Here is a 19607-nt window from a genome sequence, read left to right on the forward strand (position 1 = left end):
ATATTTGCTCGGTTTAAAAAAAATACTACGGTACAAAATCTATTTTTTTTTCTTGTTTGTAATAATTAAAAAACTGATTTTCAATGCTTAAGTTGAAATTATAATATAAAATAATTAATTTTTAGTAATAATGCAGAATAAAGGACTTATTAAATTTTTCGCAATTCTATTTGCATTGGTAAGTATTTACCAACTTTCTTTCACTTTTTTGGCCAATAACATCAAAAGTGATGCTAAAGTTTTTGCAGGAGATAATCCTGATAAAGAGTTGAAATATTTAGATTCTATTGGTAAAGAAAAAATATTAAACCTTGGATTTACTGATTTTACTTATGATGAAGTAAAAAACAAACAAATCAACAAAGGTCTTGACTTAGAAGGAGGAATTAACGTAATTCTTCAAATTTCTATCAAAGATGTTTTGAGAGGTTTATCAAACAACTCTAAAAATCCAGTTTTTAATAAGTCGCTAGCTGATGCTTCGGCTAATTTTGAAGGAAACAAAACATATTTAGATAAATTTTACGAGGCTTTTGATGCTAATTCAAAAGGAACTGTAAAACTTGCTTCTCCTGATATTTTTGCAAACAGATCTTTACAAGGTGAAGGTGGTGTTAGTTTTCAAATGACTGACGCTGAGGTTCAAAAAGTTATCAAGAGAAAAGTAGACGAATCTATTGAAAGTGCTTTTAAAGTACTAAGAGAGCGTATTGACAAATTTGGAGTAACGCAACCTAACATTCAAAAATTAGGAGAAACAGGAAGAATTCTTGTGGAACTTCCTGGTGCTAAGGATGTTGATAGAATTAAAAAATTATTAGGAGGTAAAGCACAACTTGAATTTTGGGAAACGTACAAAATTGAAGAAGTTGGTAATTTCTTAATGGCTGCTAATGAAGCATTGAAAAAAACTGAAATCAAAACAAATGTTGTAAAGCCAGTTGTAAAAGATTCATTGAGCGCGTTATTAACTGATACAAAAGATTCAACAGCTGCAAAAAAAGGACAAAATCCTTTGTTTGATAAAATAGTAAGTCAAGGAGGCGGGCCGGTTTTAGGTTTGTTTTCTCCTAAAGATACTGCTACTATTAATGCGTATTTTAAAAGACAGGATATAAAAATTTTATTACCTGCTACATTGACTTACGCTAAATTTGTTTGGGGTAAACCTCTTAATATTACTGATGATAAGCAAAAGCAAATTGAAGTAGTAGAATTATACGCTTTACGCGGTAACAGAGATAACAACCCAGCAATGGTTGGCGCTGTTGTAACAGATGCAAAAGATACTTTTGATCAGTTAGGAAAACCTGCTGTTTCAATGCAAATGAATTCACAAGGTGCTAAAGGTTGGGAAGAATTAACAGGTAGAGCATTTACTCAGAAAAGTAATATAGCCATTGTTTTAGATAATGTAGTGTATTCTGCTCCAGGAGTAACTAGTGGACCTATTTCTGGTGGAAGATCTGAAATTTCTGGTGCATTTGACGTAACAGAAACTAAGGATTTAGCTAACGTACTTAATGCGGGTAAATTACCAGCTTCTGCTGATATTATTCAGTCAACTGTAGTAGGTCCTTCATTAGGTCAGGCTTCTATTGATGCTGGATTGACATCATCAATCATTGGTTTTTTACTAGTTTGTTTCTGGATGGTTTTTTATTACGGAAAAGCAGGTTGGTATGCTAACTTAGCCTTGTTATTAAACTTATTGTTTTTGTTCGGTATTATGGCAAGTTTTGGTTTTGTATTAACATTACCAGGTATTGCAGGTATTGTATTGACTTTGGGTACAGCGGTAGATGCGAACATCATTATATACGAAAGGGCTAAAGAGGAATTACGTGATGGTAAATCTTTATCAGAGGCTGTATCTTCGGCCTACGGATGGCATGGTGCAATGCGTTCTATCATTGATGCAAACGTTACACACGTATTAACTGGTGCGATCTTGTTTATTTTTGGGACAGGTCCAATTAAAGGTTTTGCATTAACATTACTTATAGGTATAGCAACTTCATTATTTACATCAATTTTTATAGCAAGAATTTTTATTGATAAAAATATCGCTGGAAAAGCTGATTTAACGTTCTGTACCAATATGACTAAAAATTGGTTTACAAACTTTAACTATGACTTTATCAAAATCAAAAAATTTACTTACATCTTCTCTTCAGTTGTTGTAGTTGTAAGTTTGATTTCTATTTTCTTTGTTAATGGTTTAGATCAAGGAGTTGATTTTGTGGGAGGTAGAACTTTTCAAGTTAAATTTGAAAAACCAATAGATGCTTCTGTAGTTTCAGAAGAATTATCTACTGCATTTGGTACTCCAGTAGAAGCTAAAGTTCTAGGGGATGATGATCAATTGAAAATCACTACTAAGTATAAAATTAAAGAAGATGGTATTGCAGTAGATAAAGAGGTGAATGAAAAATTATACAATGCATTAGCTAAGTATTTTCCAAACACATCTTATGATAAATTTACCAATACTTTTGATGGTAAAAAAGTTGGAGTATTACAAGCTTCTAAAGTTGGTGCTTCTATCTCCGAGGACATCAAAACAAATTCTTACTGGGCTGTTTTAGGTGCTCTTGCAGTTATCTTTTTATACCTTATGATCTCTTTCCGTAAGTGGCAGTATTCATTAGGTGCGATTGCAGCGGTAGCGCATGACGTTATATTTGTATTAGGAATTTACTCTTTATGTTATAAATTCATGCCTTTCCACATGGAAATGGACCAACACTTTATTGCTGCTATTCTTACTGTAATTGGGTATTCAATGAATGATACAGTAATTGTATTTGACAGAATTAGAGAGTTTATTTTAGGAAAAAGAAAAGGAAGTTTTGAGAGTATTGTAAATGCATCGATTAACACTACTTTATCAAGAACATTAAATACTTCATTGACAATGATTTTAGTATTATTGACTATGTTCCTTTTTGGAGGTGAGTCGATCAGAGGATTTATTTTTGCAATGTTAGTAGGTATTATTGTGGGTACATATTCATCTTTATTTATTGCTACTCCAGTTGTAGTAGATACTTTTACTAAAGAGGATAAAAGCACAATTGAAAAAGAACATGCTGCATAATAATTTATAGTAGTATTGCTATTAAAAAAAAAGGTTCAACGTAAGTTGAACCTTTTTTTGTTATTATTGTACCTTAATATTTAATCTCTTTGCATGAAATCGTATTTGTTTTTTATTATAATCTATTGGATGATTGCTTTTTCCTTTGTGAGTAATGCTCAGGAGATTCAGGATGATACAAAAATTGGTTTTTCCATAGGATATGGTAGTGAGTTTAAAAATAGAAATTATACCTATTCAAATCAATATTTTAAGTTGCAGTTTTTGACCACCTTTAAAAAGGCTAAAAGATTTAGCTATGATTTGGTTTTGCAACCTGAGTATAATAGAGGTGTACATCAACTTTTAAATCTCTACTTTGTTAAACCTGAAGAGGAAAATTATATTGAAAAAAGAGAAAAGTATACGAAATTAAAGACCTGTAATGAATACGTTCTGAATGTAGGATTGTTGATGCGTTTTTCTTTTTCAAAGAGATCTAATTTGTATATGCTGGGAAGTGCAGGTCCAATGTATATTGATACTGCAACAGAGCGATTATCAAAAGGTTTTGCTTTTGCAGATGTTTTAGCTTTGGGTTTTAACTATAAAATGGGCCAGTTTATACTGGATGTAAGACCTAATTTTAGGCATACTTCTAATGCAGGTTTGCAAAATAGTAATGCGGGTTTCAATACTAAAAACATTGAATTTGGAATTCTGTATACTCCAAAAAAAAAGCGTTAAATCTATATTGAATTAACGCTTTTTGTATATTAAAAATGTTTGTCTAATTTTTTTTGGCTCTGATAACAAAATACAATCCTATTAGTACAAAGGGTATACTAAGCCATTGTCCTGTTGAAAATAATCCGAGTGCATTTTCAAATCCTCCTTGGCTTTCCTTAACAGATTCAACGATGAATCGAACTGTAAATAAAAGGACTAAGAACATCCCGAATATATATCCACTATTATTTCTTTTTTCAGTTTTCCAATACAAGAAAAATAATGCAGCAAATACAAAGATATAGGCAAAAGCTTCATATAACTGAGTAGGATGTTTAACCGGTACTTGTTCTAGTAGTGTTGCAAAATTTGGGTCATTTGCAATAGCATAGTAGGCATAGTTTGGATTTGAAATTTGTGTTGCATTAACAGCATCTTGTGGGCTAAATTGATCTCTTAAAAACTTGATTCCAAAAGGTGAAGTAGTAACGTTTCCAATAATTTCGGAGTTAAAAAAGTTTCCTAAACGTACAAAAATTGCACCACTAGCAACCGGAATAACAACGCGATCTAAAATCCATAATTGAGGTCTTTTTAAAATATTTTTGCTGTAAAAATACATGGCAATAATAATTGAAATTGCTGCTCCATGACTGGCTAATCCTTGGTAACCTGTAAACTCAAAACTTGGACTAAAACGAAACGGCAATAAAATTTCTGCTAAATGGTTGCGATAATATTCCCAATCGTAAAAAAATACATGGCCTAAACGAGCTCCTGCTAAGGTAGCAAGGACAGTCCAAATGAATAAAGAATCTAGTTTTTCAATAGATTCTCCTTCTCTATCAAAAATGTGTTTCATGATATACCAGCCTAAACCAAAGGCTACAACAAACATTAAACTGTAAAATCTAATCATGAAAAAACCTAAATCAATTCCTTCTGATGGGTTCCAAACTAAGTTTAATGCGTGTTTCATGTGTTTTTTTTTAATTTTGTATCGTAAAATTAGTGATTATTATAAGAGAAGATATTAACTCTTTGTTGTTTTTTTGGGAACTGGATCATATCCTGTTTTTCCCCAAGGTTGACAGCTCAAAATACGTTTTACACCAAGAAAAGTTCCGTAAAATAAACCATGTACTTGCAAAGATTCAATCATATAATGAGAACAAGTAGGTTCAAAACGGCATGCTGCTGGTGTAAATGGAGAAATTGCGACTTGATAAAACCGTACTAAAAATACAAGCGGAAAAATTAATATTTTTTTGATCATGTTTTTTGCTTGTCATTTATAAACTAGTTAATGCTAAACGTAGTTCCCTCTTTACCGTCTTTTAATTGAATTCCAAGTGCAATTAATTGATCTCTAATTTGATCAGACAAAGCAAAGTTTTTATTCTCTCTTGCTTGTTTTCTCATTTCAATAAGCATGTTTACTGTACCTTCTAATTTATTTTTAGTGGTATCCGAAAGTTTTTCATCTTCTAATCCTAAAACATCAAATACAAAACCCTGCATTGTTACTGTAAAAATCTGTAATTCCTCTTGATTAAGTGTTTCTTTGTTGTCTTTTAAAAGATTTATGAATCGAACACCATCAAATAGTTGAGCAATTAATATAGGTGTATTAAAATCATCGTTCATAGCATCGTAACATGATTGTCTCCAGGAAGCAATGTCTAGCGTACTTTCATTTGAAACAGGAATTTCAGATAATGAATTCATCGCTTCCATAAGTCTTTTAAACCCTTTTTCAGCTGCTACAATTGCATCATCAGAAAAATCAAGAATACTTCTGTAATGTGCTTGTAGCATAAAAAAACGTGCCACAGATGCTGAAAATGCCTTACTTAAGATGGTGTTTTCACCGGTCAAAATCTCTCGTGGTAAAATATTGTTACCGGTAGACTTTGCCATTTTTTTACCATTTAGAGTTAGCATATTCGCGTGCATCCAGTAGTTCACAGGAGTTTGTCCTGTGCAAGCTTCATTTTGTGCAATTTCACATTCGTGATGTGGAAATTTTAAATCCATCCCGCCACCGTGAATGTCAAAATGATTGCCTAAATATTTAGTGCTCATGGCAGTACACTCTAAATGCCATCCTGGGAAACCATCACTCCATGGTGAAGGCCAGCGCATGATATGTTGTGTTTCTGCTTTTTTCCAAAGTGCAAAATCTTGAGGATTTCTTTTGTCACTTTGCCCATCAAGATCACGTGTATTGGCAAGCATGTCTTCAATGTTTCGACCGCTTAATTTTCCGTAATGATTGGTTTCGTTAAACTTAACAACATCAAAATAAACAGATCCATTTGCTTCATAGCCTATTCCTGATGCGATAATTTTTTTTACAATTTCAATTTGTTCAATGATATGACCTGTTGCAGTAGGTTCAATACTTGGAGGTAAAAAATTGAAAGCACTTAAAATATCATGAAAATCTACGGTATAGCGTTGTACTACCTCCATAGGTTCTAATTGTTCCAGACGCGCTTTTTTTGCAATTTTATCTTCTCCTTCATCTACATCGTCTACAATATGACCAACATCGGTAATGTTTCGAACGTAGCGCACTTTATAATCAAGATGTAAAAAATACCTAAAAATCATATCAAATGACATGAATGTTCTTACGTTTCCTAAATGAACATTGCTGTAAACTGTAGGTCCACAAACGTACATGCCTACATTTCCCTCAATTATAGGTTCAAAAAGTTCCTTTTCTCCAGATAATGAATTGTAAATTCTGAGTTTTTGGTTACTGTATAATGGCATTTTGGCTGTATATTTTACTCAACAAATCCCCTATAAAAAGGGGAGTTGAGTTGTGAATGTGTTATTGTATTTTTTTTATCTTTTACTATTTGAAAAGATCAACTTTTCGAATTTTTTTTGATAATATGGGATTTAGACTAGAACTTTGTTTCTAATTTAATGTAATCTAAAAACTCTCTTCTGGTTACAGTGTCTTTGAATTTTCCGCCAAACTCAGATGTTACGGTGCTGCTTTCAATATCGCTTATTCCTCTTGAGTTAACGCATAAGTGTTTTGCATCTATCACACAAGCTACATCTTCAGTCCCAAGCGCTATTTGTAATTCTTGAACAATTTGCATGGTTAAACGCTCTTGAACTTGAGGTCTTTTAGCATAATATTCTACGATACGATTCATTTTGGATAAACCAATAACAGTTCCGTTTGAAATATACGCTACATGAGCTCTGCCTATTATAGGCAATAAATGATGTTCACAAGTAGAATACACGATAATATTCTTCTCCACCAACATTTCTCCATATTTGTAATTGTTGTCAAATGTTGATGCTTTTGGTTTTCTATTAGGATTTAATCCACCAAAAATTTCTTTAACAAACATTTTTGCTACTCTATTTGGGGTTCCTTTAAGACTATCATCTGTTAAATCCATTCCTAGGGTTAGTAGAATGTTTTCAACATCTTTTTTTATTTTTTCAATTTTATCATCATCAGAGATGTCAAATGCATCTTTTCTAATTGGATTATTTGCGGACAAACTCACGTGATTGTCACCTATTTCGTCTTGAAATTCTTCGTTTTTTATCATTAAAAGAAACTATTATAGTGGGTATATTTATTCAAGCGGTAAAGATAATAATAAATAACAAAGTTTTTCAATGGCGCTTACTATTTAAGAGTACTTTATGGCTTTGCATGTTGTTTTTTACCGTTTTATTCTAAAAAAAAGAAAGGCAAAACTACAGTAGATTTGCCTTTCTTTTTATGGATAAAAATTGTTTTTATAACGTGTTGTAAGCTGGAATTGCAGCTTTTAAAATGGCAACAGCTTTTATTAGATCTTCTTTTTTTAACACATACGCTATACGTACTTGGTTTAAACCCATTCCTGGAGAAGAGTAAAAGCCAGCAGCTGGAGCTACCATAACAGTTTCACCATTTAAGTCAAAGCTTTCTAAAAGCCATTGTGCAAAAGCATCTGCATTATCAATAGGTAATTGAGCGATACAATAAAAAGCACCTTTTGGCTTGCTGATAACAACACCATCAATTTTGTTTAATTCTTCAATTAAGGTATCTCGTCTTTCTCTATATTCTGATATAACTTCATCAAAATAAGACTGAGGCGTGTCTAAAGCTGCTTCGCTAGCAATTTGTTCTATGGTAGGCGGACTCAAACGTGCTTGTGCAAATTTCATAGCCGCTGCCATCACTTCTTTATTTTTTGATGTGATACAACCTATTCTTGCGCCACACATGCTGTAACGTTTTGATACAGAATCAATCATTATAGCATGCTCTTCTAGTCCAGGAATACTCATTACAGAATAATGTATATCGCCATCATAAGTAAATTCACGATAAACTTCATCAGATATTAAGAATAAATCATGCTTTTTTACAAGTTCTGCCAGTTGCAAAATTTCTTCTTTTGAGTATAAATACCCTGTTGGATTTCCAGGGTTACAAATTAAGATTGCTTTGGTCTTTGGGGTAATTAATTTTTCAAAATCGGCTACTGCAGGTAATGCAAAACCGTTTTCGATTGTTGATATTACTGGAACAACGGTAACACCTGAAGCAGTTGAAAAACCATTGTAATTAGCATAAAAAGGTTCAGGAATAATAATTTCATCCCCTTGATCCATTGTGCTTCCCATTGCAAATAGCAATGCCTCAGAACCTCCAGTGGTAATGATGATATTTTCTGTAGATACATCAATACCTTGCTGCGTGTAATAATTCGATAATTTTTTACGATACGATTCATTTCCAGCAGAATGACTGTATTCTAAGATGGTTAAGTCAATATTTTTTACAGCCTGCATTGCAACTTCAGGAGTTTTTATGTCCGGTTGTCCAATGTTTAAGTGGTATACTTTATGGCCTTTCTTTTTTGCAATTTCAGAGAATGGTACCAATTTACGTATTGGTGATTCAGGCATTTGTTTGCCTTTGTTCGATATAGTTGGCATAATTTTGAATTATTGATGCACAAAATTGCGATTTTTTTTCGAAAGTAAATGCAATAAAAAGGTTTATCAATTGTTAAATCTTCATTTTTTAACTTTTTATTTATTATTTTTATGACAAATATAAATAATGAAAGCAATTCTACTTTTCTTCTTACTGAGTGTAATTTTTCCTATTTATTCTCAAGATGGTTTTCAGTTTCAAGGTAAAGCGACTAAAACGGTTGTTCCTTTTCAGTTGATTAATAATTTAGTTTTTGTACCCATAAAAGTAAACGGTGTTGAGCTTAATTTTTTATTGGACACAGGTGTTGCCGAAACCATTCTTTTTAGTCTGGAAGAAAAAAAAGAGTTCCGTTTTCTAAATACAGAGAAAATAACCTTAAGAGGTTTGGGAAGTCAAAGATCTGTAGAAGGATTAAAATCAACTAACAATACACTAGCCTTTGGTCATATAATTAATAGAAATCATTTGTTGTATATTGTTTTAGATCCAGAATTTAATTTTTCTTCTCATGTGGGTATTCCAGTAAATGGAATTATAGGTTATCAGTTTTTCAGAAATAATCTGATAGAAATTGATTACCAGCATAAGAAAATTATTGTTTATAAGGATGATGAAAAGAATAGACTAAGGGTATCTAAAAAAGCAACTGTTTTACCCATTATAGTAGAAAAATCTAAACCTTACATATATAGTAATGTAAGTATTGATACTAGTTTCATTCCTGTTAAGTTATTAATTGATATAGGTAACAGTGATGCGTTATGGTTGTTTAATAACAATAGAAATGATTTGCAAATTCCCTCTAAAAATTTTGATGACTTTCTAGGAAGGGGTTTTAGTGGAGACATTGAAGGGAAAAGAGCTAGAATAACTCGTTTTGAGCTGGGATCTTTTCATTTTGATAGTCCATTAGCTGCCTTTCCCGATAGTGTGTCTATTAAAAATGTTGAAATGGTTCCTGGCAGAATGGGATCGGTGGGAGGTGAAATTATGCGTAGATTTAAAGTGGTTTTTGATTATAAGAAACAAGAACTTTTTTTGAAAAAAAATAGTAATTTTAAAAGCTCATTTACTTACAATAAAAGCGGCATAGAGATAGAGCATTACGGTCTTGTATGGGTACAAGAAACAGTAAAAATGGAAAGTGTATCTTCAAGTTTGAGTTATAGTAAAAGTAGAGGAGGAGTAACATTTTATCCCAATGATTTTAAATACAAGTTTCAGTTAAAACCAATTTTTCAAATATCACATGTAAGAAAAAATTCAGCTGCTGCAAAATCAGGTTTAAAAAGTGGTGATATAGTTGTGAAGATTAATAGACTCAATCCTTATGAAATGACACTACAAGAGATTAGAGCTTTGTTTAAAGCTGATGATAATAAGTGGATTTCTCTAGATGTAAAGCGTAATAATATACCCCTAAAATTTCAATTTAAACTGGATGACATTTTGTAGTTTATCATCCAGAGAAATAAAGAATTAGTTTGTAATGACTTCGCCTTTTATTTTTAGAGCAATTCTACCTCCATCATAATTGATGGCGTTAGATTCAACAGTTATTGTTTTTCTAATTGGACCTGGAGCCATGTTGTATTTTACACTTATTTTTCCAGTTTTTCCTGGCATTATTGGCTCGTTTGGTTTTGTTGGAACGGTACATCCGCACGTAGACAAAACATTTGTAATAAGTAATGGAGCGTTTCCTGTATTTGTAAAAATAAAATCCCGAACTCCATTTTCAGTATTTTTAACTTTTCCGTAGTCAATTGTATTATCAGGAGCTTCAAAATCAATTTTTGGTCCGTTTTGGGCAAAGCTAATACTTGAAAACAAAATTAATGTCAATAGTGTAATAGTTTTTTTCATTGTAGTTGTTTGATTCGGTTAAGTAAATATACCGTGTTTATAATTATAGAACAAAATTTTATTTCTCTTTTTATAGTCTACTTAATTATTTACTTTTGTTCACTATATATAAATACAAATATCAGACCAAAGACTACAGCTGCATTTTTTGGAATGTTCAACTGTCTTAAAACTTTAAATAAAATGACAATTCCTGCACAATTTGACGCTAAAACCATTGAAAATAAGTGGTATGACTACTGGATGAAAAATAATTATTTTCACTCAGAACCAGATCGTAGAACACCTTACACTATAGTAATACCACCTCCAAACGTTACTGGAGTTTTGCACATGGGTCACATGCTTAACAATACCATACAAGATGTATTGATTAGAAGAGCTCGTTTAAAAGGTTTTAATGCGTGCTGGGTTCCTGGTACTGATCACGCATCTATAGCAACAGAAGCGAAGGTTGTAGCCAAGTTGAAAGCAGAAGGTATCAATAAAAATGATTTGACTCGTGAGGAATTCTTAGCTCATGCCTGGGAATGGACAGATAAATATGGCGGAGTAATTCTTGATCAATTAAAAAAGCTTGGTGCTTCATGTGATTGGGAAAGAACTAAATTTACTATGGATCCTGATATGTCAGCCTCAGTAATTAAATCTTTTGTTGATTTATACAACAAGGGTTTGATTTATCGTGGATATCGAATGGTAAACTGGGATCCTGAAGCTAAGACTACACTGTCTGATGAGGAAGTTATTTATGAGGAACAACAAGGTAAACTCTTTTTTCTTAAATATAAAATTGAGGGGACAGAAGATTTTCTAACTATTGCAACAACCCGTCCAGAAACTATTTTTGGAGACACGGCAATTTGTATCAACCCGAACGATGAACGGTTTGCTCATTTGAAAGGAAAAAAAGCTATCGTGCCTATTGCAGGCAGAGTAATCCCAATTATTGAAGATGAGTATGTTGATATCGAATTTGGAACAGGTTGTTTAAAAGTGACTCCTGCTCACGATATGAATGACAAAACCTTGGGAGAAAAGCACAATCTGGAGATTATAGATATTTTTAATGAGGACGCAACCTTAAATAGTTTTGGATTACACTATCAAGGGCTAGATCGTTTTGCGGTTCGTGAGGCTATTGCTATAGAATTGCAAACAATAGGTGCTTTAGCAAAAACAGAAATGCATCTTAATAAAGTAGGAACTTCTGAAAGAACCAAAGCCGTTATCGAACCACGATTGTCTGATCAGTGGTTCTTAAAAATGGAAGATTTAGTAAAACCAGCTATCAAATCAGTGCTTGAGGATGGTGATGTAAAGTTGCATCCAGCTCGTTTCAATAATACGTATGCGCATTGGTTAAATAATATCCGCGATTGGAATATTTCGCGTCAATTGTGGTGGGGACAACAAATTCCTGCGTATTTCTATGGTGATGGGAAGGAAGATTTTGTAGTTGCGGAAAACATTGAAGACGCCTTAAAATTAGCACAAACCAAAACTTCAAACCTATCACTTCTAACCTCTGACCTTCGTCAGGATGTGGATGCATTAGACACTTGGTTTTCTTCTTGGCTGTGGCCAATGTCTGTTTTTGGAGGAATTATGGATCCTGAAAGTGAAGATTTTAAATATTATTATCCAACGAATGATTTGGTTACAGGTCCAGATATTTTATTTTTCTGGGTAGCCAGAATGATCATTGCAGGATATGAATATACAGGACAAAAACCTTTTACAAATGTATATTTAACAGGTTTAGTAAGAGATAAGCAGCGCCGAAAAATGTCTAAATCTTTAGGAAATTCTCCTGAACCTTTAGAATTAATTGAAAAATTTGGTGCTGATGGAGTTCGCGTGGGATTGCTTTTGAGCGCATCTGCAGGAAATGATATCATGTTTGATGAAGAATTGTGTAACCAAGGAAAAGCGTTTACCAATAAAATTTGGAATGCATTTAAACTTATAAAAGGTTGGGAAGTTTCAGATACAATTGAGCAACCCGATTCATCAAAAGTGGCAATCGAATGGTATCAAGCAAAATTGCAACAAACATTAGTAGACATTGAAGATAATTTTGAGAAATACAGAATTTCTGATGCCTTAATGGCTATTTATAAATTGGTTTGGGATGACTTCTGTTCTTGGTTTTTAGAAATGATTAAACCAGCATATCAGCAACCAATTGACAGCGTAACTTTTGCGAAAGCGATTGAAATGCTTGAAAACAACCTTAAATTATTGCATCCTTTTATGCCTTTCTTAACCGAGGAAATTTGGCATTTAATAGCAGAGAGAACGGCTGATGAAGCTTTAATAATTTCGACTTGGCCAGAATTAACATCTTTTGATTCACAATTAATTACAAGTTTCGAATCTACTATAGAAGTAATTTCAGGAATTAGAACAATTCGTAAAGATAAAAACATACCATTTAAGGATGCTATTGACTTTAGAGTCGTAAACAATGAAAATGCGTCAACTTATTTTGACAGTGTTATTGTTAAATTAGGAAACATAAAAAACTTAGAATACGTATCAGATAAAGTAGAGGGAGCGCTTTCTTTCCGTGTGAATTCTAACGAATATTTTATTCCAATCACTGGAAATATTGATGTAGCTGCCGAAATTGCAAAATTAACAGAGGAACTCAACTACATTAAAGGTTTCTTGAAATCAGTTCAAGTAAAATTGTCAAATGAAAAGTTTGTTGCCAATGCTAAACCGGAGGTAATTGAAAACGAGCGCAAGAAAGAAGCAGATGCTCTATCAAAAATCGAAACCATTGAGCACAGTTTAGCAGGACTTCAATAAATTTTTAATTTTTATTTATTTCAAACCCATTTCAATGACAAATTGAAATGGGTTTTTTATTTTAAGTATTATTTTTAAATTAAAATACTTGTAAAACATCGATGAAAGACATGCTGGCTGCTATTTAAAGAGTATTTTATCCTTTAATCGATATTAAATTGAGTTGCTGTTTTTTGTGTGTAATTTTGAAGGATAATTGTATAAATACCACATTTACAAATACATGAGAAAAATATTTAGTATTGCTTATAAGCAAGATTATAATAAAGGATACGCTATTGGACTAAATCCTTTTTTAGAATACAATAGCAACATGCAAAACGATGCTTGTATTGCAGGATTTAATGCAGGAAGGTCAGATTATGAGCGAATGAATGGTTTTATAAGAGACGGTATTCCTAGTAGAATTGTTACCGAAAAAGTTTTAGAAGACTTTTTAATTGCGGGATTATTAGGATTACACATAGATGATTCAGGATATACTTCTTATCAGCTTGGAATTATTGCAGAATGGTACCAAAGTGGTACTGAGAAATATGAACCAGATTATAGCGTTTCCTTACTAAATGTTTTAGACAGTATAGGTATAGAGATGGGATAAGCTAGAGCAATTAAATAAAAAAAAAAACACCTCCAAAGCTATTGCTTTGGAGGTGTTTTTTTATCCAGTTAAAGTATTAAATAAAGATTCAGAATTACAATTTATACTTTAAAATAGCCATTACTTGCCTTGGAGCAATAGGATTTGTACTGTAATTTTCGTGTACCGTATAATTCAATTCATTTGTTAGGTTAGAAAGTTTACATAAAAGTGAAATTTTATTCCATTCGTAGCCAAGAGATGCATCCACAGTTGTATAACCTTTTAACGGGATGTCTCGGTCCTCAATTCTTACTGTGTATGTTTTTGGGGTTGTAGCAGGAGTAACCTCTGTCCAAACGTATCTGTCGTTCCATCCTCCTAAACGATTTCCTATATAATTACCCATTGCACCTATCGTGAATCCCTTTAATTTTCCAGAAGGTACTTTGTAAAAGAAACTTAAGTTTGCCGTATTTTTTGGAGTTCTCACAAATAAATCACCTACTACAAAACTACCACTGGTACCAGATGATTTTGAAATCTTAGTTTCATTAAAACTATATCCAGCATTAATGTTCAATCCTTCTATAGGTTTAGCAATAATATCAATTTCTAATCCCTTTCCTTTAGTTGCTCCTACTAACTCGCGTCTATTAGTATCTACATTTGGGGTAACACCGTCTGCACCAAATTGAGCTGTTTGTGCAAGATTATTGTTTTCTATTTGATATACAGTAATGTTTGTGCTTAAAATTCCTTTCCAAAAATCTTTTTTAACACCTACTTCGTATTGATCAATAATTGAAGGATCAAGTGGTTTTAAATCCACAGTTGTTCCTGTATTTGGGGTAAATGAGTTGGAATAACTTGCAAAAAAAGAAACCTCTTTATTGGGTTGAAAAACTAAACCAGCTTTTGGAGAAAATGCTCTGTTAACTGTTTTACTAGAAGTTACAGGTCTTGCATTTTCATAAGTTGTTGTTATTGTATTGACATTATTGATACGTTCAATTACTTCTCTTGTTGTAGTAGCATCATTTTGCTGCCATGACCATCTAATCCCAGCAAGAACTTTAAGGTAATCATTTATTGAAATTAAATCCTGTGTAAATACTCCAAAACGCTGTGTACTTGTAGTTGCAAGTTGAGTTACTCTGCTAGAAAATGGCACATCAAGACTTTGTGTGTTGTAACTGTAGTTTAACAAGTTTATGGCTGTTGTTTCTGTAGTCACAAGATCGGCTGGCCTTGTTGGGGCAAAAAAACCAAAAGTATAACTAGGTGCCGAAGAGTCTTCGTAGTCAACACCTGTAAATATCTCGTGTTTTATTTTACCAGTTGTAAATGTTCCTTGTAAACTTAATTGATCTGCAAAAATCTTTTCTGCAGCATCAGCTTGTGTTAATCCCCTTCTCCAGTTTATTTGTTTTACACCATTAGCTGTGCTATATACTAAATTGGATAGTTGTGCTGTTGATTTTTGTGTTCTGTTATAAGATTGAAAAGAAGTGTTAAAACCTAATTTCCAATCGTCATTAATAGCATGATTTACAAGAATAGATGCACTGGAAGATTTTGTATTTCCTCTTGACCATAAGGCTCCAAAATTTATGTTTCGGGGAGTATTGAGTATTTCTTTTCCAACAATTCCAGTTCCAAAATCTGGTGTCCAATCAGCGTTTAAATAATCACCTTGTACGGTTATTTGAGTTTTGTCAGAAACATGGAATAATAACGAAGGATTAATATAAACTCTATCGTTTTTTACAAAGTCTCTAAAACTTTCTGATTTTTCGTAAGAAGCATTTACACGATAAGCAATGCTCTTACTCAAAGGGCCATAAAAATCAATAGATGGTTTGTAATACGAAAAACTTCCCATTTGCATGGATAATTCGCCTCCAGCTGTAAACTTTGGAGTTTTTGTTACCAAGTTCAAAATACCTCCTGGAGCCACATTTCCATATAATAAAGCCGATCCACCTTTTAAAAATTCTACTTTTTCTAAACCAGAAACCTCAGGAATAGAACCCCCGTTGTATCTAAACCCATTTTTAAACATATTGTTACCTGACATGTCATAACCTCTTGAGAAGAATGATTCCTGTGCGCCACCTCTTGCGGAACCCACATAAATACCGTTAGCATTTTTTATAACATCACTCAACCTAATAGATTGCTGTTGACCAATAATTTCAGATCCTATTACTTGTAAACTTTGTGGAGTATCCATTGGTTTTAAACCAGAACGCAAAGCAGATATTGTTTTTTTCTCTTTATTGCTTGAAACCACAACTTCTTTTAATATTTGTCCTTTTTTATTTTTTACTGTGTCTACTGCTGTTTCCATGTAAGCTTCAATTTCTTTGGTCTCTTTGGTGTTTAATCCAGTTTGTGAAAAACTAGAAAGACTCATAAAAAAAGCAGCTACGGGTAAAAATATATATTTCATTTGTATTTATTTAGAATAATTAAAAATAACTTTGCAAATATAAAACCCATCTTTTAAATTACAAAGCTTATTTAGATTAAATATTAATAAAATACTAATAAAAATTTAGTGCATTGATTTGTAGTGAATTAAAATAGTTTTTTTAGCGAATAAAAGTCTAACTTAACTTTTTGGGTCTTAATTACGCCCTTGAAATGGTAAAAAAAGGTTTCAAAAACGACAAGATTTGACTTCTAAATGACGCTTCTTAAAAATAAGAGGTAAGGCAATCTGCAAAAGTGATTTTCGAGAGCGTATTAATGAGTTTATTTTCCAAAATCATAAAACGAGATGTCTGTATTACTAAAATTGTAAAAATGAATTCTTTTTCATTTTTTTAAAATTGCTCGTCTTAACCGTTTTTCCGGTATCTAATATCAAAATCCCCGAATAGTCCGGATATTTTTTTAACAGCTGTAATCCTTCCTTTTGACCAAGGACCATTATAGAGGTACTTAATCCATTAGCCGTTTCAGCATTTGGACCTATAATTGTTACGCTACACAATCCCGTTGCAGGGTATCCCGTCAAAGGGTTTATAATATGAGAATAGCGTTTGCCATCAAGAAGTACAAATTTTTCATAACTTCCAGAGGTTGTAATAGCACCGTCATAAATAGGGATAATAGTCATGACTTTTTCGGGTTTAAATGGATTTGTAACACCTATTTTCCAAGATTCTCCATTGGGCTGTTTTCCCCACAAACTCATATCTCCAGATCCATTAATGATGCCAGCAATTATGCCTTTAGATTTCATTATGGTTCGGCATTTATCGGTTGCGTATCCTTCGCCTAAGGCGCCAAAACCTATTTTCATCCCTTTTACTTTGAGGTAAATGGTAGACTCTAAACTGTCTAAAAGGATATTTTCATAACCCACCTTTTCTACTGATTTTTGAATAGCTTCTTCTGTAGGCATTTCGGTCATGGATCCATCGAATTTCCAAATTCGATCCATCGCTGCAAAACTGATGTCAAACCTACCTTGTGTTTCTTTTGATAATTGAATGGCTCTTTGTGTAAGTTCAAAAACTTCACGATCAACTTTTACAGCTTTTATACCCGCATTTTGATTCACTGCTGACACCTGCGATGTAGGCTTCCAGTCTGAAATCAAATTTTCTATTCTTGTAATTTCAGCAACAACTTCATCAATACTTTGCACAGCTGTTGTAGTATCTTGAGCCACTATAGAAATGTCAAAACGACCACCCATCAATAATGTGGTTCTCTTTTTAAGAACTTGTGCCTCCAGGTTTTGGCCTAATAAGAAGGTTACTAGAAATAAAAATAAACGAAATGGAATCATTACTTATTAATTTTTTAGGGCGTGACCCTCAGTTTCTTTCCAAAGGACGAAACTGAGGGTCGTGCTGTTCGTTCCCGCTTTTATAGAAAAGCCCCGAAAAAGGCTTTCCTATAAAGAGCTCCACTGCCATCACTCACGCAAAAACATGCGTACAGTAAGGTATTTTTTTTAATAGCAGTCAGACAGAATTTGATTTTTATTTTTGTACAAGTCAATGCCAACTCCGGTATACTCAAGAGAAATAGTATCTAAAACACGCTCTACATCTTGCTGCATGGCTAGTGAACCGCAAATCATGATTACTCCGCCAGAACCTAGTAAATCTATAAAAAAGGAAGCATCACGCTGAATTAAATCCATTATATAAAGAGAATTTTCTTCACGAGATAGTGCTAAATGAAACTCGTTTAATTTCTTTTTTTCTATCATTTTAGTTAAGAAATCTTCATATCCTTTTACGGTTTCAGTTTTTTTCCTAAAACCACAGTATATATAGGTAGGAACTTTTGTTTTATTTTGATCTATCATTCCTAAAAACGGAGCAATTCCTGTTCCATTTGAGATCATTGCAATTTTTGTAGCTTGCTCAGGAAAATAAAATGACGGATTACTTAATATTCTGCCCTCAAAAACATCTCCTTTTTTTAAGTTATACAAATAACGAGAACCCAAACCATGCGGATGTAATTTTACTACAAGTTGCATAGTGTCTTGTAGTTTACCTATTGAGTACAGTCGTTCTTGATTGTCGTTTGCAGGATAAATGGCAAGTAAATCACCTGATTTTATTTTGTTTCTTTTGGCATATCCTAGATTCATAATAAAAGTTTGGTCTGTAGGAGTGACTTCTGTTTTATCAAGTACAACAAGTTTTTTAAGTCCTTTTGGTACTGCATTGTATAAAGATGGAGTAGTAGCCAGCAGGATTCCCGTTTTGGCATTCCACAAGCGTACCCACTCTATAAACTCAGCAACTGATTTGTCATTAACAGTTTGTAAATCGAGTAATCGTAAAGCCCAATCTTGCTCCTCTAAAATACTATCAACTGTAGAGGCAAATTCACAAAAGTCAGGATAAGCACGAGATCCAAAACCCAATACTGAAAAATTTATCTTTTGGTTTTGACTGTTTTGATTGATTAGTGAAGTAAACTTAGTGGCATTTGCAGGTGCATCACCTAAGCCATGCGTTGCAGTAAAAACCAATATATGTTCTGCTTGAGGATAGGTTTGATATGAGTTGAGTTCCGTTATAAAGACTTTATTTCCTGCCGCAATAAGTTGTTTTTGAATCGCATTTGCAAAAACGAGTGTGCTACCATTCTCTGATCCTACTAAAATAATGATGTTACTTTCGTCTTTTTTGAATTTGTTTTTTATTCTGCTTGATCTACGTTTGAGTGTCATGGCAAACCCAGAATAGATAAAAAACAATATGTTGATACTTGCAAAACCCAGTATTAATGCCCATAAAACACTAGTTCTGCCTGTGTGTAAATTAAGACTCCAGCTAGAAATACGTGTTTGTAATGGAAAAGGTGTTTCTCTCACTACCGCTCCAGTTAATTGATTTACTTCAATTTCTTTGTCACCTAAAGTTATAATATAATTTTCCTCAGGATCATCAGAAAACGGGAATTCTATTTTTTGAATATCGCTCAGTAAGGTGTTTTTAAAAAACGATTGAGCTGTTTTTTTTGTTGGAGTATGGGTTATAGTAGTTGTATTTTTAGTTTCTGTTTCAGTAGAA

Annotated in this window: 14 protein-coding genes; 5 read left to right on the top strand and 9 right to left on the bottom strand. The window is 32.9% G+C overall.

All coding sequences use genetic code 11. The annotated features are described in order from the left end of the window. Window positions 1-130 precede the first annotated feature (130 nt). Both secDF and AC061E_RS14155 read left to right on the top strand, forming a co-directional pair. Window positions 131-3100, top strand: a complete 2970-nt coding sequence (secDF, locus tag AC061E_RS14150) for a protein translocase subunit SecDF (protein ID WP_478286824.1) — start codon at window positions 131-133, stop codon at window positions 3098-3100. Between the two features lie 129 nt (window positions 3101-3229). Then, a complete protein-coding gene (locus AC061E_RS14155; protein ID WP_478286825.1) occupies window positions 3230-3826 on the top strand; it encodes an acyloxyacyl hydrolase in 597 nt (198 codons plus the stop codon). A 43-nt stretch (window positions 3827-3869) separates the two neighbouring features. Here the strand turns inward: AC061E_RS14155 and lgt are convergent, their stop codons facing one another. The 5 genes from lgt to AC061E_RS14180 form a co-directional block, all read right to left on the bottom strand. After that, window positions 3870-4787 carry a prolipoprotein diacylglyceryl transferase gene (lgt, locus tag AC061E_RS14160; RefSeq protein ID WP_478286826.1) on the bottom strand — a complete coding sequence of 306 codons (918 nt, stop codon included), beginning with the start codon at window positions 4785-4787 and terminating at the stop codon, window positions 3870-3872. Between the two features lie 54 nt (window positions 4788-4841). Then, a complete protein-coding gene (yidD, locus tag AC061E_RS14165) occupies window positions 4842-5084 on the bottom strand; it encodes a membrane protein insertion efficiency factor YidD (RefSeq protein WP_478286827.1) in 243 nt (80 codons plus the stop codon). 23 nt (window positions 5085-5107) lie between these two features. Further along, window positions 5108-6589 (bottom strand): cysteine--tRNA ligase, encoded by a 1482-nt coding sequence (cysS, locus tag AC061E_RS14170; RefSeq protein WP_478286828.1) that lies wholly within the window; start codon window positions 6587-6589, stop codon window positions 5108-5110. 137 nt (window positions 6590-6726) lie between these two features. Further along, window positions 6727-7398: a GTP cyclohydrolase I FolE gene (gene folE, locus AC061E_RS14175; protein WP_086454614.1), complete on the bottom strand. Its 672-nt coding sequence runs from the start codon at window positions 7396-7398 to the stop codon at window positions 6727-6729. 193 nt (window positions 7399-7591) lie between these two features. Further along, a complete protein-coding gene (locus AC061E_RS14180) occupies window positions 7592-8785 on the bottom strand; it encodes a pyridoxal phosphate-dependent aminotransferase (protein WP_478286829.1) in 1194 nt (397 codons plus the stop codon). A 127-nt stretch (window positions 8786-8912) separates the two neighbouring features. On the opposite strand from AC061E_RS14180, the gene AC061E_RS14185 reads away from it, so the two are divergent. Then, window positions 8913-10244, top strand: coding sequence for a retropepsin-like aspartic protease (locus AC061E_RS14185; RefSeq protein ID WP_478286830.1), 1332 nt, complete (start codon window positions 8913-8915; stop codon window positions 10242-10244). Window positions 10245-10268: 24 nt separating this feature from the next. On the opposite strand, the gene AC061E_RS14190 is transcribed toward AC061E_RS14185, so the two are convergent. Continuing rightward, window positions 10269-10655, bottom strand: a complete 387-nt coding sequence (locus AC061E_RS14190) for a DUF1573 domain-containing protein (RefSeq protein WP_478286831.1) — start codon at window positions 10653-10655, stop codon at window positions 10269-10271. Window positions 10656-10838: 183 nt separating this feature from the next. Here AC061E_RS14190 and AC061E_RS14195 point away from each other — a divergent pair, with 183 nt between their 5' ends. Both AC061E_RS14195 and AC061E_RS14200 read left to right on the top strand, forming a co-directional pair. After that, a complete protein-coding gene (locus AC061E_RS14195) occupies window positions 10839-13472 on the top strand; it encodes a valine--tRNA ligase (protein ID WP_478286832.1) in 2634 nt (877 codons plus the stop codon). A 223-nt stretch (window positions 13473-13695) separates the two neighbouring features. Then, window positions 13696-14073, top strand: a complete 378-nt coding sequence (locus tag AC061E_RS14200; protein WP_478286833.1) for a hypothetical protein — start codon at window positions 13696-13698, stop codon at window positions 14071-14073. A gap of 94 nt (window positions 14074-14167) precedes the next feature. Here the strand turns inward: AC061E_RS14200 and AC061E_RS14205 are convergent, their stop codons facing one another. The 3 genes from AC061E_RS14205 to AC061E_RS14215 form a co-directional block, all read right to left on the bottom strand. Then, window positions 14168-16507, bottom strand: a complete 2340-nt coding sequence (locus AC061E_RS14205) for a TonB-dependent siderophore receptor (RefSeq protein ID WP_478286834.1) — start codon at window positions 16505-16507, stop codon at window positions 14168-14170. Window positions 16508-16849: 342 nt separating this feature from the next. After that, on the bottom strand, window positions 16850-17857 hold the full coding sequence (locus AC061E_RS14210) for an FAD:protein FMN transferase (protein ID WP_478286835.1): 1008 nt from the start codon (window positions 17855-17857) through the stop codon (window positions 16850-16852). A 168-nt stretch (window positions 17858-18025) separates the two neighbouring features. Next, window positions 18026-19607, bottom strand: a 1582-nt coding sequence (locus AC061E_RS14215) for an NADPH cytochrome P450 oxidoreductase family protein (RefSeq protein ID WP_478286836.1), incomplete at its 5' end; no start/stop codon positions are given.

This window comes from Flavobacterium sp. GNP011 (assembly GCF_056428925.1).

Bases quoted from the DNA above. Each gene is read 5' to 3' on its own strand.
- secDF (WP_478286824.1), top strand. From the start codon at position 131: ATGCAGAATAAAGGACTTATTAAATTTTTCGCAATTCTATTTGCATTG.
- AC061E_RS14155 (WP_478286825.1), top strand. From the start codon at position 3,230: ATGATTGCTTTTTCCTTTGTGAGTAATGCTCAGGAGATTCAGGATGAT.
- lgt (WP_478286826.1), bottom strand. From the start codon at position 4,787: ATGAAACACGCATTAAACTTAGTTTGGAACCCATCAGAAGGAATTGAT.
- yidD (WP_478286827.1), bottom strand. From the start codon at position 5,084: ATGATCAAAAAAATATTAATTTTTCCGCTTGTATTTTTAGTACGGTTT.
- cysS (WP_478286828.1), bottom strand. From the start codon at position 6,589: ATGCCATTATACAGTAACCAAAAACTCAGAATTTACAATTCATTATCT.
- folE (WP_086454614.1), bottom strand. From the start codon at position 7,398: ATGATAAAAAACGAAGAATTTCAAGACGAAATAGGTGACAATCACGTG.
- AC061E_RS14180 (WP_478286829.1), bottom strand. From the start codon at position 8,785: ATGCCAACTATATCGAACAAAGGCAAACAAATGCCTGAATCACCAATA.
- AC061E_RS14185 (WP_478286830.1), top strand. From the start codon at position 8,913: ATGAAAGCAATTCTACTTTTCTTCTTACTGAGTGTAATTTTTCCTATT.
- AC061E_RS14190 (WP_478286831.1), bottom strand. From the start codon at position 10,655: ATGAAAAAAACTATTACACTATTGACATTAATTTTGTTTTCAAGTATT.
- AC061E_RS14195 (WP_478286832.1), top strand. From the start codon at position 10,839: ATGACAATTCCTGCACAATTTGACGCTAAAACCATTGAAAATAAGTGG.
- AC061E_RS14200 (WP_478286833.1), top strand. From the start codon at position 13,696: ATGAGAAAAATATTTAGTATTGCTTATAAGCAAGATTATAATAAAGGA.
- AC061E_RS14205 (WP_478286834.1), bottom strand. From the start codon at position 16,507: ATGAAATATATATTTTTACCCGTAGCTGCTTTTTTTATGAGTCTTTCT.
- AC061E_RS14210 (WP_478286835.1), bottom strand. From the start codon at position 17,857: ATGATTCCATTTCGTTTATTTTTATTTCTAGTAACCTTCTTATTAGGC.